Here is a 16,580-nt window from a genome sequence, read left to right as displayed (position 1 = left end):
GTCCGTCGTCGTCTGGCGCGCGCGAGACGACGTCTCGGCCGGTCGCGCGGCGCGGGTCGGCTGCACGGGCCGGGCAGCGCGCTCGGGACGAGCGCGGGCCTACGCCACGCCCCGGGCGGGGGCGGCGTGACGGGTGCGTCAGTAAAGAAGGGATGTCGAGGAGGGGGCGAGCCGCCCGCCTACTTGCCAGCGGTCGCGTACTTCTTGCGGAAGCGGTCGACGCGGCCGGCGACGTCCATGATCTTGTGCTTGCCCGTGTAGAACGGGTGGCAGGCGGAGCACACGTCGGTCGTGAAGCTGCCGCGGGTGGAGCGGGTCTCGACGACGGCGCCGCACGCGCAGGTGATCGTGGAGGCCTTGTACTCGGGGTGGATGCCGGGCTTCATGGTGAGTCCTTCGGGTGTTGCGAGGGAGGGCGCCTATAGCTCAGGGCGTCTCGGACCGCAAGAAGCCCTCCAGCGCGCCGCGTGTCTCCCTGCTCCCCGCCTGCTCCCGCCGGAGTCTGCCGGACGGGCGTTCGGCGCGGGTTGCAGCGCGGGTTGCGTGAGGAGGTCGAGCGGCCGGAGGGATCCTGGCGTGGCCGGCGGAGCCCGCCGCTCCGCATCGACGCGGCACCTCGGACCGGGGCGTCGGTTCGAGGCGCTCGACGGCGCGGAGCGCGGACGTTCTACCTGCGGCCCGAGGGCGCTCCCGTCAAGCGTCCGGCCCGGCTGGCCCCCGCGCACGGCAATTGCTAGGGGCGGCGTTGACGCTCGGATGCACATGGTTAGTTTCGCGGTCGCGAGCCAGCGAGCTCGCGAAATCCGGCGAAAGTATCCGAATTCCCAGCGGTTTTTGACGGCTCTGGAGCAGGGGCTCGCGGCAGCTGTCAGCCGGGCCCTGCTGGCCGGTCGGGTCTTCTCGCCCCCCCGGCGGCGACCAAGCCGTCGCGCAAACATTTCTCGGAGGGTTCAACGTCATGGGCAAGATCATCGGCATCGATCTCGGCACGACCAACAGCGTCGTCGCGGTGATGGAGGGCAAGGAGCCCAAGGTCATCGTGAATGAGGAGGGCTCGCGCCTCACGCCGTCCGTCGTGGCCTGGGACGACAAGGGCGAGGTGCTCGTCGGGCAGATCGCCAAGCGCCAGGCGGTCACGAACCCCACCAACACCATCTACTCGGCCAAGCGCTTCATGGGGCGCCGCGCCGAGGAGGTGCAGGACGAGACGAAGCGCGTCCCGTACAAGGTCAGCAAGGGCAAGAACGGCGACGCCTCGATCGAGGTGCGCGGCAAGCAGCTGTCGCCCCCCGAGGTCTCGGCGAAGGTCCTGCAGAAGCTGAAGAAGGCCGCGGAGGACTACCTCGGCGAGAAGGTGACCGAGGCCGTCATCACCGTGCCCGCGTACTTCAACGACGCGCAGCGGCAGGCCACCAAGGACGCCGGCCGCATCGCCGGTCTCGAGGTGAAGCGCATCGTCAACGAGCCCACGGCGGCCGCGCTCGCGTACGGGCTCGACAAGAAGAACGAGCAGGTCATCGCCGTCTACGACTTCGGCGGCGGCACCTTCGACATCTCGATCCTCGAGGTCGGCGACAACGTCGTGCAGGTCATCTCGACCAACGGCGACACCCACCTCGGCGGCGACGACGTCGACCACCTCGTCATGGACTGGCTCGCGGCCGAGTTCAAGAAGGACACGGGCATCGACGTCTCGAACGACAAGATGGTCGTGCAGCGGCTCAAGGACGCCGCGGAGCAGGCGAAGATCGAGCTGTCGAACGTGCAGGAGACGACGATCAACCTGCCGTTCCTCACCGCGGACGCCTCGGGGCCGAAGCACCTCCAGAAGCAGCTCACCCGGGCGAAGCTCGAGCAGATGATCCGGCCGCTCATCGAGCGGACGCTCGAGCCGACCCGCAAGGCGCTCGCGGACGCGAAGAAGACGCCGCAGCAGATCGACGAGATCGTCCTGGTCGGCGGCTCGACGCGCATCCCGCTGGTCCAGGAGACGGTCAAGAAGTTCTTCGGCAAGGAGCCGCACAAGGGCGTGAACCCGGACGAGGTCGTGGCCGTCGGCGCCGCGGTGCAGGCGGGCGTGCTCTCGGGCGACGTGAAGGACCTCGTGCTGCTCGACGTCACCCCGCTCTCGCTCGGCGTCGAGACGCTCGGCGGCGTGATGACGGTGATGATCGCGAGGAACACGACGATCCCGACGCAGAAGAAGGAGATCTTCTCGACCGCGACCGACAGCCAGCCGAGCGTCGAGGTCCACGTCCTCCAGGGCGAGCGCACCGAGGCCCGCTACAACCGGACCCTGGGCCGCTTCCACCTGGAAGGCATCATGCCGGCGCCCCGCGGCGTGCCGAAGATCGAGGTGACCTTCGACATCGACGCGAACGGCATCCTGTCGGTGCACGCCAAGGACACCGCCACCGGCAAGGATCAGCGGATCACGATCACGGCGTCGGGCGGCCTGAAGGAGGACGAGATCAACCGGATGGTCAGCGAGGCGGCGACGCACGAGGCCGAGGACAAGCGGCGCCGCGAGGAGATCGAGCGGCGCAACAAGCTCGACAACCTCTGCTACACGCTGGAGAAGACGATCAGCGAGAACAAGGAGAAGCTGCCGGAGAGCGACGTCTCGGCGCTGAACGGGATCATCGCCGAGAGCCGGTCGGCCATCGAGAAGCAGGACGACGCGGCCGTGACCGCGGCGCTGGAGCGGCTCGAGAAGGAGGCGCACCGCATCGCGAGCGTCATGTACGAGAAGGCCGGCCCGCCGCAGGACGGCGGGGGCGCCGCGCCCGGCGCCGCGGGCGGCCAGCCGCCGCCCCCCGCCGGCGGCAAGGGGAAGGACTCGGTCATCGACGCGGAGTTCGAGGAGTCGAACTGACCGACGCGGGGTGAGCGGTCCTCGACCGGTGAAGCCGGCGCAACCGGCGCAACCGACGCGACCGATGCGACCCGCGCGACCGACGTACCCGATGGTACCGGCGCGATTGGCACAACGATGAACGAGCAACGAGCGCGGCTTCGTCCGCGCTCGTTTGCATTTGCGGCCGCGCCTCACGCTCCGAGGCGGCGCGGACCGCCATCTCCCCTCGCCGCGCGCTCCTTGGGCGTCGACTCGGATGTCCGGGGGCCGTATAACCGGCGCTCATGCGAACTCTCCTGCCGCTCGCCACCCTGGTCCTGATGGCCGGTCCCGTCGCCTGCGGGCCGGCCCCCACGCCTGCCGCGCCGACAGGAGCACAAGGCGAGGTCAAGGCCGGGCCCTCCCAGCCCGCAAGCCCCGCGTTCGATCTCTCCCCGGTCGCCGAGCCCGCCGACATCGTGGGCGTGCTCCGCTGGAGCAACCCGGCGGCCACGCTGTCGGGCGTCGCCGCCTGCGCCGGGCTGCCGCCGGCGCTCGCCGAGGCCGGCGCGCAGGGGCTCTCCGCGGGCGTCCTGAGCGAGCTCGTGAGCCCCTCGATCGACGCGAACCAGCTCGCCGCGGTGGTCGCGCTCGACGCGCCGGTCCACCTCGTCGTCGCGCTCGACGACAGCTCGAAGCGGGGCAACCCGGTCGCGGCCGTGTCGCTCGGCCTCACGTCGCTGGAGCGGGCCAGGGGCGCGCTCGAGGCCGGCGCCACCCTGACCGAGGTGAAGCCGGGGATGTGGAAGATCGGCGGCAAGGAGCGCGCGTCGTCGAGCTGCTTCCTCGCCGCGTCCGCGGGCTCGACGCCGGCGCGGCTCCTCTGCGGCGATCGAGACCGGGACGTGACGACGCTCGGGCCGTACCTCGCGCGCACGCTGCCGACGCTCGCGCCCGAGGCGCGCGACCTCCACGGCGAGGTCCGCTTCGTCCCGCTCAGCACGAAGTACGGCGACATGGCCAAGCAGCAGCTCGGCGGGCTCCCGATCCTCGCGCAGAGCCAGCTCTCGATCGGGCAGCCCCAGTTCGACCGGGCGCTCACCGACGCGACGACCGCCGTCCAGGCGGAGCTCGAGGCGCTGATCAACGACGCGGGCAGGGCGGTCGTCGATCTCAAGGTCGACAACCAGACCTGCGTGAACCTCACGGCGGCCCTGGAGCTGCGGGGCCAGTCGTCGTGGCTCGCGAAGACGATGGCCGACGGCGCGAGCCGCGCCGCGCCCGCGCCGGCGCTCTACTGGCGCGTGCCGAAGGACAGCCACGGCGCCTTCTTCGACCACGGCTACGACCCGGCGCACTACACCGGCATCCTGAAGACGCTGCGCGAGATGCTCGAGGGGTGGCTCGAGAAGGAGAAGATCGGCAGGCCCGCCGATCGCAAGGCGCTCGCCGACGTCCTCTCGCTGCCGATCAACCGGACGCCCAGCGTGTCCGCGCACGGGTACGTCGACGCGCCGCCCGCCGCCGCGAAGACCGGCAAGCCGTCGCCGAACGAGATCCTCGACGGCATGATGGGCGGCTTCGTCGGCTGGAACCTGTTCGGCTTCGAGGAGGCGCCGGACGCGCTCATCAAGTACCTGAAGAACGCCGTCACCGCCTACAACACGCCCGCGCTGCGCAAGCGGCTCCCGGAGCTCGACGTCGATCCGAAGGACCTGCCGACGGTCAAGACGGTGCAGGCGCCGAAGGAGCTCGGGAAGACGTCGCTCGCCGTCGAGATCCAGATCACGAGCGAGCTGCCGTCGCCCGACGCCGACGCGGCGCAGGCCCCCGGCGGCAAGGCCAAGCCGAAGCCCAAGGTCACGGTGACGCTGCACCTCCTCCTCATGCTCATGGGCGACGAGAAGACGACGTGGATCGCGTTCGGGCACGACAAGCGCGAGCTGCTGAGGCGGCTCGCCATGGTGAAAGCGGGCGCCCCCGACACCGACACGCTCGCGTCGCGCCCGGGGCTCGAGAAGCTGAAGACCGGGAAGTTCGTCTCCGGTGGATTCTCGACGCTCGCCCCCATCACCCGCACGGTGCAGAGCGTCCTCACGAGCCTGGACAGCCCCGGCGCGGCGCCGGTGGCGCTGCCGCCGGAGGCGCGGCGGTTCGGCGAGGCGCTGGCGAAGCTCCCCCACAAGGGCGAAGGGCTGATGTTCATCACGACGCAGGAGCAGGGCGGCGCCGCGCCGCGCGCCGAGATCGCCATCAACGTGTCGAAGCCCGTGCTCGAGGACATCGGCGCGCTCCTCGCGGCGGGGCTCCAGATGGCCGGCATCACGAAGCCATAAGCCCGCGGATGCGCTATCACAGCGGGAGCCCAGCGTGGCCGCTCCTGCTCGGTCGTGTCCTCCGGCGGGCGCACGTAGCGCGTGCGCTCGCCGCCCACGTTCAAGACCGGTACGCGGATTGCCCAGCTCCCTGAAGAGATGAGAGGAAACCCATGAACAACCGTGAAGGTGCGAGTCGCGACGGAACGAGCCCCGCGCGACCGGAGACGTCCGGGAACGCCCCGATGGCAGCCCCCATGCCGAGGCCGCCCGTGCGCCGCGCGGCGCCCGATACGGACGACTCCGATCTGCCCGAGCTGACGCCGGAGCAGCTGAGCGAGCTCAGGCAGGCGCTCGAGGAGCGCCGGGCGAGCCTCGTCGCCAACATCGACGAGCGGCAGCACGCGGAGCGCGACGTCTCGCGGGAGGTGGGCGACGAGATGGACGAGGCGAACGCCGAAGGCGCAACCTCGCTGACGTCGAAGCTCCTGGAGCGCGATGTCCGGGTGCTCGCCGAGATCGATCGCGCGCTCGCCAAGATGAAAGAAGGGACCTACGGGATGTGCGAGGGCACCGGCGAGCCCATCGGCTATCGCCGCCTCAAGCTGCGCCCGTGGGCGCGCTACAGCGTCGCCTACCAGGAGCAGATCGAGCGCGAGGAGCGGACCGGCGGCGGCTCCTGATCCCGAACGCCAGCGCAGCGCACGCCCCGCGCCGATCGCGGGGCGTGCGGCCGGGCGCTAGCGGAAGCGCGCGTCCAGCGGGGCGCTCGAGCTCGTGCCGAGCGCCTTGGTCCACGCGATCACCGGCGCGCGCCAGTCGAGGCCGGTCCATTGCGGGGACGGGTCCTGAGCCTGGAAGCGAAAGCCGTCCCCGCCGTAGTAGAGGAAATCGATCGTCGCGACGGTGTAGCGGCGCTCCTCGTCCAAGAGGCGCCCGTCGTGCAGGACGTAACGACCGCCGGCCGAAGGCGATAGGCCGACGAGCACCGCGTCGCGGTGGCGGAGCGTCTCGAGGATGTCGCTGCCCCGCAGCGAGCAGATGACGAGCTTGTTGTCGAACGGGAGGACGGAGAACACCGTCGCTTTCGTGATGGGCCCCCTGGGGACGGCCTGCCGGATGCCGTCCTTGTTCAGGATCGCGATGTCGACCCCGAGCTGCTCGCGCCACGACCCCGCGATCCAGCGCTGGATCTCGGCGGAGTCGCGCTCCATTCCGTCGCTCGAATAACCGATCTGCTCGCCGAGCGCCGCGTCCAGCTCACGCTGCCAGCCTGCGGCGGCCCTGGCGAGCGCCTCGTCCGGCGGGGCCGCGGACGCGCCCTCCGGGTGGGCCACGTCGACCACCTCCGCGGCGGCCGACACGACGCGCTGCTGGAGCGGACGGCGGGGGTCGATGTCGAGCGAGACGCGGGCGTAGCTGCGCAGCCGCCAGCCAGGGTTGACGAGCGGGACGCCGCCCACGCGCAGCTCGGCCCTCGTGTGGCAGTGCCCCGCGCCGACGAAGGACAGGCGCCACTCGGGGTGACGCGCGAGGATCGGCGCGAGCACGTCCTGGCACTGGTGCGCGACGAGCACGAGCGCGTCGGGCGCGGCGCGCCACGCCTCGGGGATGGCGCGCGAGAGCGCCGCCTCCTCGCCCTCGAAATCGATGCCGTCGAAGCGGCTCGCCGTCGCGGCCTCGCGGGTGCGCGAGGTCGAGAGGCCGACGACGCCGATGCGAAGCCCGCGCCGCTCGAACACGGCGAAGGAAGGCAGTGCGAAGGCGGAGAGCCCTGGATCGGTCACGCGCAGGTTCGCCGCCAGGTAGGTCACGCGAGACCGTGTCCGGTTCTGGAGAAAGGCGTCCCTGCCGAAATCGAACTCGTGGTTTCCGAACGCCGACGCGGCGTAGCCCATCCGCGCCATCGCGTCGGCCATCGGCGCGCCCAGGAAATAGGAAGAGATCGCGGGGCCGGTCCAGTTGTCGCCGCCGGAGAGCGCGAGCGTCGACGGGTCCTTGCAGGCCGGCGCTGGCGGGAGGTGGGGCGGAGCCCCGGGCGCCGGGCCCGCGCAATGGCCCTCCCGCGCGCGCCACACGGCCAGCACCTCGGCCGCGCCGCCGACGACCTTGCCCTCCTCGGCGGCGGGCAGGAGCCACCCGTGCTCGTCGGTCGTGTAGAGGAGGGTGACCGCCGCCGGAGCGCGCTCGGACGGAGCCGGCGCTTGCGCGCCCGTCGCCGCTTCCCTGGGCTCGCACGCGGAGAGGGGCAGCAGCGCCTGCGCGCCGAGCGAGAGCGCGGCGATCGCGCGCGCGGCGCGGGGCCGTCGCGCCGCCGGCGCAGCGCTCAAGGGCATCGCGCAGGCTCCGCGCGGCGACGCACCTCAGCCGCCCATCCGCTGGATGAACGGGACGATGCGCTCGACGAAGGGCTGCTTGTGGTAGCGGTCGAACTCCGCCCACGTGCAGAGCGTGCGGGGATCCTTCACGCGATCGACGAAGAGCACGCCGTCGACGTGGTCCTTCTCGTGCTGGAAGGTGCCCGCCGACAGCCCGCGCACGACGCGGTCGATCGGCTTCCCGTCGCGATCCAGGCCGGTCAGGCGGATCTCGGTGGCGCGATCGACGACGCCCCTCAGGTTCGGGACGCTCAGGCACCCTTCGTAGTTCTCGAACGTCTCCTGCGTGAGCGGCTCGATCACGGGGTTGACCACGATCGTGAGCGGGATGTTCGGCTTGTACGGATATCGCGGGTTGTTCTGCACCTCGACCGCGAAGATGCGCAGCGGCGCATGGACCTGAGGGGCGGCGATGCCCGCGCCGTTCGCGTCGCGCATCGTCTCGACGAGGTCGTCGATGAACGCCTGCATGGCGGGAGAGGAGAGCTCTTCCGGCGTGACCTCGCGCGCTCGCTGCCTGAGGACGGGGTTGCCGATGTGGGCGATTTTCAGGAGCGTCACGCGCCGATCGTACCATACGCGCGCCATACGCGCGCGCCGCTACCCCCCGCCCCGCGGGGACGCGCTCACGCGCGCGGCCATGCGGCGCGCTGGAGCGTCAGCTATGGAGAAGGGCCATGCACTACTTCCCCGACGAGCCCCACGTCCCCGAGCAGCAGCAGGCGAACGCCGTCATGCACCTCCGCTTCGAGGACGTCAGCCAGAACGGACGGGTGATGCTGGACGCGCTGCCGCACGGCCTCGGGCCCGCGATCTGGGTGAAGCTGCTGCGAGCGAGCCCCATCGAGGCGCTGATGACCGCGCAGGGGATCATCCCGATCCTCACCCGCCTCATCATCGAGGGCGGCGACGGCCCCGTCGCGGCGCGGGAGCCGCTGGAGCTCAAGGGCAGCTACCAGCTCGCGCGCACGGAGGACGCCGCGTCGGAGGTGAACCGGCTGATCTTGGCCATGTGGCTCTCGGCCAGCGCGCGCCGCAGCCGGACCTACGGCCCACCGCCGCCCGGCGCCGGCGAGCCGATCCAGGTCGGCCGGGTGTTCGCGGAGCACGTCTTCACGCGGCCCTTCGCCGAACCCGGCGCGCGCAAGGTGCTGCGCTTCGACGCGCCGGATCTGCCGCCCGTCCCGCCGGAGCGCTACGCCTGGCGCTCGCCGGAGGCGCTGATGGGCCTGCCGGCGGGCGCGGAGCCGTTCGACCCGGAGCCGACGCTGGATCCGATCTCGATCGCCTTCGGCCTGGATCACACGGACGGGAACCAGCACGTGAACTCGCTCGTGTACCCGCGGCTCTTCGCGGAGGCCGCGCTCCGGCGGCTCGCGCAGCACGGGCATGGCACGGCGCTGCTCGCCCGCAGGGTGGAGGTCGCCTACCGCAAGCCGTGCTTCGCGGGCGCGCGCGTGAGGATCGTGCTGCGCACGTTCGCGATCGACGGCGCGCTCGGCGCGCTCGGCGCGTTCGTGCCGGACCCGCCGCACGGCGCCGAGGCCGCCGCCCCCGAGGCGCGCGCGTACTGCTACATCCGCACGCTGTTCCAGGGCTGAGCGGGCCCTCGGGCGAGCGCGCCGCCGCCGGGCAGCGCGGCGGCGCGGGCCGGCGAGCGGCGCGCGGCCCGCGCGCGACGACCGGGCGCGCTACGCGCTCGCCGGGCGCGGGAGGCCGGCGCGATCGGCGATCTCGTCGTGGAAGGCGCGGAACGTCGACTCCTGCGGCCACGAGGGCGCATCGGCAAGGAGCTCCCCGACGCGGGTGAGCTCGCCCTCGTCGATGGCGATGACGGCCGCGGCGTAGCGCATGGCCCAGAAGACGAGCGGGCTGACCTCGCTCGCGCGCTCCAGGAGCGCGCGGTCGCCCGGCACGCTCGTGTGCGCGAAGGCGCGGGCGAGCGCGCCGGCCGCCGCCCGCAAGGTGACCACCCGGTCGCGGAAAGGAGATCTGACGTTCGGGAGCGGGAGGCGCTCCAGGCGACCGGCGCGCTCGAGGGCCGCGTCGCGATCGCCCTCGAAGGTGTAGAGGAGCGTGTCCAGGAAGAGCCGGTGCTCGAGCGCCGCGTCCCAGGCCGGCCCCCGCTCGGCCGCCGCCATGGCCGCCCGCGCCTTCTCGACCCAGCCGTAGGCGGCGAACGCCGTCGCCGTCATGAGCGGCGCCATCGTGGCGGGGTGCGGGATGCGGTGCAGCGTCGGCGACCAGCGCTGCAGCACCGAGCGCACGTCGCCCGAGCGGAGCAGCCGGCGCAGCTTGCGGCGCGCGAGCCAGCGGGCCGCGGCGAACGCGAGGACCAGGCCGAGCACCGCCGCCATGATCACCGGCTGCTGCCAGGCGAACCGGAGCGCAGCCGCGGCCAGCGCTGCGGAGCCGGTGAAGAGCAGCACCGGAATCAGCCGGCTGCTCCGCCCCTCGTCCTCGGAATCGAACGGATCCACGACACCTCCAAGCGTACGGGGCTTCCCGAACGAGGCAAGTCCCGGGCGACGCGCGCTCCGGCGCCCCCCACACCCGCGCGCGTCCCGCGCTGAATTGCACTCCGACTGCAGCCGGATGGCCCCCGGCGGGAGAGCCCGGCGAGGCATGGCCTCCGGGTGTTCGCCGCGCGGCCGAGGTGCCGTGGCGCCGTCGACGCGCCGCCGCGCGCTTCATGGGGCTCGACACGGCGCCGAAGTTCGACTACGTAGTCCGTGCGTCAGGCGAAAGCCTGAACCTCATGGGTCCGCCGACAGCGCGCCGTGAACCCCGCCAGGCCCGGAAGGGAGCAACGGTAGCGGAAAGCGAGTGTGGCGGGCCCACTTGCTTTTTGTGGGCTCGATGCGCTCCCGCCCCCACCTCGGGCGCGGCCGCGGAGCCCGGTGCCAGGTCGCTGCCGCGGGCGCGACCGGCCGTCAGGGCGCTTCGAGCGCCGCCGGCGCGATGGGCGCGACGGGCACGGAGAAGAGCGCGTCCGGGCTCGTCGTGATGCGCGGGACATCCGTGCTCCGCAGCGGGCTGACGCCGCCGGCGGCCAGGCGCTGCTGCACGATGCCCGCCTCCTCGTCGCCGCCCTCGAGCGTGATGGCCCCGAGGCGGCTGTCCCGGCCGACGTCGCCGTCGATGAGCACGCTCGCCCGGCGCGACGGGGTGATGGACGGGTTGCTGGACTCGAGCCCGTTGCCGCTGAGGACGAGCCCGTGGATCGCCGCTTGCGCCCGCTCCTGCCAGCTCACGCCGTCGCCCACGACCTCCTGCGCCTGCTCGCCGCTCGCGCTCACCACCGCCGAGTCGGCGAAGGTCCCCGCGATGCGCATGCCGTCGATGATGATGCCGCGCGCTTCGCCGCTCATCCCCAGGCCGATGGCCCTGTTCTTCTCGAGGACGCCCCCACGGAGCGCGACGGGCTGCTCCGGCGTCGTGTTCTGGATCCAGATCCCGGGCTGGTTGCCGCTCACCTCGAACCCCGCGCCGTCCCCGCCGATGGCCGCGCTCGCGCCGTCGATCAGGAGACCGAAGCCGCTGTTGTCGGCCACCTTGAGGGACGTCGCCTCGAGGCTCGAGCAGCTGGACACGGAGACGCCGCCGCTCGGATCGAACCCGCTCAGGCCGTTGCCGCTCACCTCGACGCGGGACAGCGAGGCGCGCGCCCCGACGAGCGACACGCCGACGACCTTGTTGTCGCGGAGGACCGTGTCCTCGACCTCGAGATCCACCGTCGCCTCGCAGTCGCAGCCGCCGGTGCACTGCGCCCACAGCCCCGGCCCCCGCGAGCCGGAGACGACGGACCGCGCCACCGAGACGCGGTCGGCGTCGAACACGCTCAGGCCGTAGCGCGCCGAGCCCTCGATCGCCGCGTCGACGAGGTCGAGCGTGGCGCCGAGGCCGACCGTCACGCCGTCGGCCGCGCTCGCCGCGACGCGCACCGCCTCGATCCGCGCCCGCGCGCCGGCCGCGACCGCGACGCCGCCCTCGCCGACCGTGAGGCCCCGGAGGACGGCGCCGTCGCCGGCCGCGAGCGAGACGGCCGCCACGGTCACGGAGCCGGCGCCCCTGCCCAGCAGGCTCACGCCGGGCGGCAGATCGACGGAGCCGTAGGCGCCGGGGCCGAGCGCGATGCACGCCCCGGGCTCGGCCGCCGCGGCGGCCGGCGAGAGCGCCGCGGGGCTCGCGACCTCGATCACCTCGGCGCAATCGACGGACCCGGCGCAGAAGTCGCCGTCGCAGAGCGCGCCGGCGGGGACGCCGACACACGCGCCGGAGGCCGTGAGCGCGCCCGGGCACGCGCCCTTCGTCGGTTCAGGGTCCGACGCGCACCCGAGCGCCGCCGGGCCGAGCGCGGCCACGGCGGTCAAAACGAGAGCTGCCTGATTCCAAGCCTTCATCATGACGAACGTCTCCTGCGCGGCACGCCGCGCTGCCCAACGAGAAGAGGCGCGGCCCCTCAGGACCCCGCGAGCACCGCGCGGCACTCGCGCGCCCGCGCGGCGAGCTCGCCCTCCACGAAATGCGCCGCCAGGGAGGCGGAGAGCTGCGCCGCGGCGGCCTCGGCGCGAGGGCGCGTCGCGGCGTCGCGCAGGCCCGCGCGGCAGATCGTCGCGAGGCCGAGCGCCACGTCGGCGAGGTACACGCGCCCGCCGCCCACCTCGGCGAGGCGCAGCGCCGCGCAGCCGGACTCGAGCGCCTCGCCGACGTGGCCGACCGCGAGCAGCGCCGCGGCCAGGTTGCGGTACGCGTCCGGGAGGTCGGCGCCCGCGCCGGCCTGCTCGCCCAGCGTCACCGCGCGCCGCGCGTGCTCGAGCGCGGCGCGCGGGCGCGAGAGCCGGAGCTCGACCTCCGCGAGGTTGTTGTGCCCGGAGGCGATTGCCTGGAGATCGCCGAGCCGCTCCTTCAGCGCGAGCGCGCGGGCGAACACCTCGCGGGCGCCGCCGAGGTCGCCCCTCGCGAACAGCGCGGCCGCGACGCCGTTCAGCGCGAAGCTCAGCGCCTGCGGGGACGCGCGCTCGTCGACCGCGCGCGCGGCCTGGCGGTAGCAGCGCTCGGCCTGCACCAGCCGGCCGCGCGAGTAGAACACCGTCCCGAGCGCGAGGAGCAGCTGCGACGCGGCCTCGCGGCGGCGGCCGTCGCCGGGCGGCAGCGCCGCGCAGACGCGCAGGCTCCGGAGCGCGGCCGCGCGGCAGGCGTCGAGATCGCCGTCGCGCCGGTGGAGCGCCGCGAGCAGGCCGACCATCGGGAGCGCCTCCGGCGCGGCGCCGCCGCGCTCGGCGAGCGCGATCGCCCGCTCGACGAGCGCGCGCGCCTCGGCCGTCGCGCCGCGCACCTTGAGCGCGAGGGCGAGGCGGTAATCCACGCGCGCGTCCCAGAGCAGCGCCGCGCTCGGGTCGCGCGCCGACGGCGCGGAGGCGCGCCGCTCCACGCGGAGGATCCGCGCCCGCGCCTCGTGGTACGCGCGCTCCGCCTCGTCGAGGCGGCCCGCCCGCCGGAGCGCGTCGCCGGCGTCGAGCAGGAGCCCGGCGCGCTCGTGCCACGCGAACAGCCGGCGCTCGCCGCCCGCCGACGCGGCCGCTGACGCGGCCGCCGACGGGGCGCGCGCCTCGGGGCCGCCCGCCTCGGGGCCGGCCTCGGCGCGCGCGTGGATCTCCCGGACCCGCGCGAAGTGGCGCAGCGCCTCGGCGTTCTGCCCGAGCGACGCCGCGCTCGCCGCGGCGCGGGCGTAGGCGAGCGCGGCGCTCCGCGCGTCGCCGCCGCGATCGTGGTGCAGCGCCGCGAGCGCCGCCCCGACCTCCCCGAGCCCCCGCGGCGCCGCCGACATGCCGTCGAGCCAGGCGGCGACCGCGCGGTGCATCGCGCGGCGCACCTTGAGGCTGAGCGTGTCGTAGGCGATCTCCTGGGTCGCCGCCTCGGCGAAGACGTACTCGCAGTCCTCGGGGAAGGTCGACGCGTCGCGCGCGCGGATGAGCTGCTGATCCCGCAGCCGGCGCAGCACGTCCGCGGTGCTCGAGGCGCCGCCGCCCTGCGGCGCGACGCCGCGGAGGTGGTCGATCGCGCCCTTCCAGAACGTCCTGCCGACCACGGCCGCATGCGCCAGGACGGCCCGCGCCTCGCCGTCGAGCCGATCGAGCCGCGCCTGGACGATGCCCTGGATCGTCGCCGGCAACGAGAGCCGGGCGAGCTTCTCCTCGTGCAGGATCCACGGCTCGCCGTCGCGCCGCTCGAGGGCGCCGACGTCGATGAGCAGGTACAGCGTCTCGGTCAGCGTGAGCGGGTTGCCCTCCGCGCGCTCGGCCAGGGCGCGGATGGCCTCCGCGGAGCAGCGCGCGGCGAGGCGCAGGCGATCGCGGGCCATGTCCTCGACGTGCCGCCGCGACAGCGGGCCGAGATCGAGGCGCGCGTGGCTCGCCTTCCCCTCGCCCCAGTGCGGCCGCCTCTCGTAGAGCTCGGGCCGCGCGGCGCCGACGAGGAGCAGCGGCGCGTCCGAGAGGCGCATGGCGAGGTCGTCGAAGAGGTCGAGGCTGGCGTCGTCCGCCCAGTGGATGTCGTCGAGCAGGACGACCACGGCCCCGCGCGCGGCCATGGCCCCGAGGAGCGCCGCGACGGCCGCGGCCACCCGCTTCTTGACGTCCGCGCCGCCCTCGTCGGGGACGATCGCGGTCGCGGGCGCGACCGGCGCCGCGCGGCGCGGGCAGAGCACGTCCGCGATCTCGGCCAGCGCGTCCTCCAGGGCGAGCGGATGGGGCGCGCCGCCGGCGTCGCCGCCCGCGCCTGCCCCGGAGACGCCGGCCCTGAGCTTGCGCACGACGACGTCGCGCGCGTCGTCGTCCTGGATGCGGAAGTGGGCGCGCAGGAGCGACGCGGCGAGGTGGTAGCTCGCATCCATCGACAGCGAGGAGCACGCGGCGCCGAGCACGACGCACGGGCCCCCCTGCGGGGGCGCCATCGCCCGGATCTCCGACAGGAGGCGGCTGCGCCCGACGCCGCCCGCGCCGATCACGGAGACGAACATCGCGCGCCGCTCCGCGACGACGGTCTCCAGCGCGTCGGAGAGCCGCTGCAGCTCCGCCGCCCGCCCGACGAAGCGGGTGCCCTGACCGAGGAAATCGGAGCCGGCGATCGAGGCGCTCGCGGGCTTGAGGACGCGGAAGCTCGGCGCGTCGCCGCCCTGCGGCTCGACCTCGAAGAGGCCGGCGACCTGCCGGAACGTGGGCTGCGCGATCAGCACCGCGCCCGGCGCGGCGGCCTGCTGGAGCTGCGCGGCCGCCCTCAGGGCCTCGCCGGAGGCGTCGACCGGGGCGCCCGGCCCGGCGGCGCCGCTCACGAATAGCCTCCCCGTGCTGACGCCCACGCGCAGCCTCGGCCGGCACCCCGGCGGCAGCTCTGCGCCGAGCGACGCCGCGTCGATCGCGGCGAGCTCCAGCCCGGCGCGGACCGCCCGCTCGGCGTCGTTGTCGGTCGCGCGCGGCGCGCCGAACAGCGCGGAGACGGCGCCGTTGCCGCGGCCGCTCACGGCGCCGCCGAGCGCCTCGACCCGCGCGCGGACGAGCGCGAAGCAGGCCTCGCGAAGCTCGAGCTCCTGCTCCGGATCGAGCGGCGCCTGCCCGTCGCCGCCGGCCACGATCTCCGCCGAGAGCACGGTGCAGACGCGGTACTCGCCCGCCGGCGGCGCGGCCCTCGCGGCGCGCGCGGGCGCGGCAGCGGCGTTCGGCAGCGTGGCCGCCAGCCCATCGGAGGGCCTCGGCGCGGCGCCGCGGCGCGCTTCCGGGACGCGCGCGAGCGCCGCGCCGAGCTCGCGCGCGTCCCGGAAGCGCGCCGCGGGCTCGACCGTGACGGCGCGCCCGATGACCGCTTCGAGCGCTGGGCTCGCCGCGACGCCCAGCCCCGCGAACGACGGACGCCTGCGCGGGTCGACGGCGGCGAGGTAGAGATCGGCCCAGTCGCCCCCGTCGAGCGGCTGCTTGCCCGAGGCGAGCTGCAGCAGGATGAGCCCCAGCGCGAACACGTCGGTCCAGGGCCCGGTCGCGCCCAGCCTCGGGTCGAACTGCTCCGGAGCGCCGTAGAGCGGGGTGAACGCGTGCAGCGTCCGCGACGCCGCGAGCTCCTGCGTCGTGTCGGTCGCGGCCCCGCCGGCCGCCGGCGTCGCCGAGCGGCTCGTCTCGACGAGCGCCTTCGACAGCGGCATCGACGCGTCGATCACCTTGGCGATGCCGAAATCGACGACCTTGATCGTCGTCGCGCCGGGCACCCCGACGAGGAACAGGTTCGCCGGCTTGATGTCGCGGTGCGAGACGCGCTCGTCGTGCGCCATCGCGAGCGCCGACACCGCCGGCGCGAGGAGCTCGATCGCCTCGTCGACGGGGTACGGCCCGCGCCCGGCGGCGCTCCGCGCGTCGATGTGCTGCGCGAGCGTCTCCCCCTCGAGCCACTCCATGACGAGGTACGGCGTCCAGTGGCCCTCCGGCGAGGTCGCGGCGGCGACGTCGAGCGCCTGGACGATGCCCGTCGTCCGGCGCGAGAGCCGGTGCAGCAGCCGCGCCTCGCGCTCGAACGTGTCGAGCAGCGCCCCCCGCTCTTCCAGCGATAGATCCGCGGGGATCTTCAAGCACTTGACCGCGACCTGCTCCTGGAAGCCGAGGTGCGTCGCCCGGTAGACCACGCCGAACGCCCCCTCCCCGGCCACGGCGTCCACCAGCAGCTTGCCGCCGATGGTGCTGCCCACCCAGCCGAACGGGTCTCCCGCGATCATCCGCGCAAATCCTACCGCCCAGGCCACCACGCCGGGAGCGCGCCGCCTCCGCGGGGCGACGATCGCCGCCCCGCGCCGCCGCCGGTGGTCGAGGCGGCGAGGCGAGCGCGACAGCAGTCGCCCTGCGCGCGCGTCCATGCTACGCAGCCGCCTGCAAGGCGCGCCCTCGGTCCTGGCCGCCGTCCTGCGCAAGCTGCCGCAACGGTCCCCGGGACGGATCGCACGCGTGCAGTGGAAGGGCGCCCTCGGGCGCCCGGCGCGACTCTGGGGTGCGATGTGGCTGAGCCGGAGTT

At 74.1% G+C, this 16,580-nt stretch carries 10 protein-coding genes and 1 other RNA gene; 5 read left to right on the top strand and 6 right to left on the bottom strand.

Translation table 11 applies throughout. The features are described 5' to 3' along the window. Positions 1-179: 179 nt before the first annotated feature. On the bottom strand, positions 180-386 hold the full coding sequence (gene rpmE, locus NQZ70_RS51605) for a 50S ribosomal protein L31 (protein WP_012241637.1): 207 nt from the start codon (positions 384-386) through the stop codon (positions 180-182). A 572-nt stretch (positions 387-958) separates the two neighbouring features. Here rpmE and dnaK point away from each other — a divergent pair. From dnaK to NQZ70_RS51590, 3 genes are all read left to right on the top strand, one after another. Then, a complete protein-coding gene (dnaK, locus tag NQZ70_RS51600; RefSeq protein WP_129580792.1) occupies positions 959-2,875 on the top strand; it encodes a molecular chaperone DnaK in 1,917 nt (638 codons plus the stop codon). Positions 2,876-3,141: 266 nt separating this feature from the next. After that, a complete protein-coding gene (locus NQZ70_RS51595; protein WP_129580791.1) occupies positions 3,142-5,172 on the top strand; it encodes a hypothetical protein in 2,031 nt (676 codons plus the stop codon). 236 nt (positions 5,173-5,408) lie between these two features. Next, a complete protein-coding gene (locus tag NQZ70_RS51590) occupies positions 5,409-5,834 on the top strand; it encodes a TraR/DksA family transcriptional regulator (protein ID WP_020742079.1) in 426 nt (141 codons plus the stop codon). A 57-nt stretch (positions 5,835-5,891) separates the two neighbouring features. Here the strand turns inward: NQZ70_RS51590 and NQZ70_RS51585 are convergent, their stop codons facing one another. Further along, complete coding sequence (locus tag NQZ70_RS51585) at positions 5,892-7,487, bottom strand: bifunctional UDP-sugar hydrolase/5'-nucleotidase (protein ID WP_129580789.1); 1,596 nt, start codon at positions 7,485-7,487, stop codon at positions 5,892-5,894. A gap of 27 nt (positions 7,488-7,514) precedes the next feature. Further along, entirely contained in the window at positions 7,515-8,090 is a 576-nt protein-coding gene (def, locus tag NQZ70_RS51580) for a peptide deformylase (RefSeq protein WP_129580788.1), read from the bottom strand. Positions 8,091-8,206: 116 nt separating this feature from the next. Here def and NQZ70_RS51575 point away from each other — a divergent pair, with 116 nt between their 5' ends. After that, a complete protein-coding gene (locus tag NQZ70_RS51575) occupies positions 8,207-9,130 on the top strand; it encodes a hypothetical protein (protein WP_129580787.1) in 924 nt (307 codons plus the stop codon). A 90-nt stretch (positions 9,131-9,220) separates the two neighbouring features. On the opposite strand, the gene NQZ70_RS51570 is transcribed toward NQZ70_RS51575, so the two are convergent. Beyond that, on the bottom strand, positions 9,221-10,009 hold the full coding sequence (locus NQZ70_RS51570; RefSeq protein ID WP_129580786.1) for a hypothetical protein: 789 nt from the start codon (positions 10,007-10,009) through the stop codon (positions 9,221-9,223). 276 nt (positions 10,010-10,285) lie between these two features. Between NQZ70_RS51570 and ffs the strand changes: the two genes are divergently transcribed. Continuing rightward, positions 10,286-10,375, top strand: an RNA gene (gene ffs / locus NQZ70_RS51565) — signal recognition particle sRNA small type. Positions 10,376-10,462: 87 nt separating this feature from the next. Here the strand turns inward: ffs and NQZ70_RS51560 are convergent. Together NQZ70_RS51560 and NQZ70_RS51555 are read right to left on the bottom strand one after the other, a co-directional pair. After that, positions 10,463-11,935 carry a right-handed parallel beta-helix repeat-containing protein gene (locus tag NQZ70_RS51560; protein WP_129580785.1) on the bottom strand — a complete coding sequence of 491 codons (1,473 nt, stop codon included), beginning with the start codon at positions 11,933-11,935 and terminating at the stop codon, positions 10,463-10,465. Positions 11,936-11,991: 56 nt separating this feature from the next. Further along, positions 11,992-16,287, bottom strand: coding sequence for a serine/threonine-protein kinase (locus NQZ70_RS51555; protein WP_129580784.1), 4,296 nt, complete (start codon positions 16,285-16,287; stop codon positions 11,992-11,994). Positions 16,288-16,580: the final 293 nt, after the last annotated feature.

Origin of the sequence: Sorangium sp. So ce836 (assembly GCF_028553905.1) — a bacterium.
GTDB classification, from domain to species: domain Bacteria; phylum Myxococcota_A; class Polyangia; order Polyangiales; family Polyangiaceae; genus Sorangium; species Sorangium cellulosum_D.
Note: the sequence above shows the minus strand (reverse complement) of the source record. Positions and strands in the feature narration are given on the sequence as shown.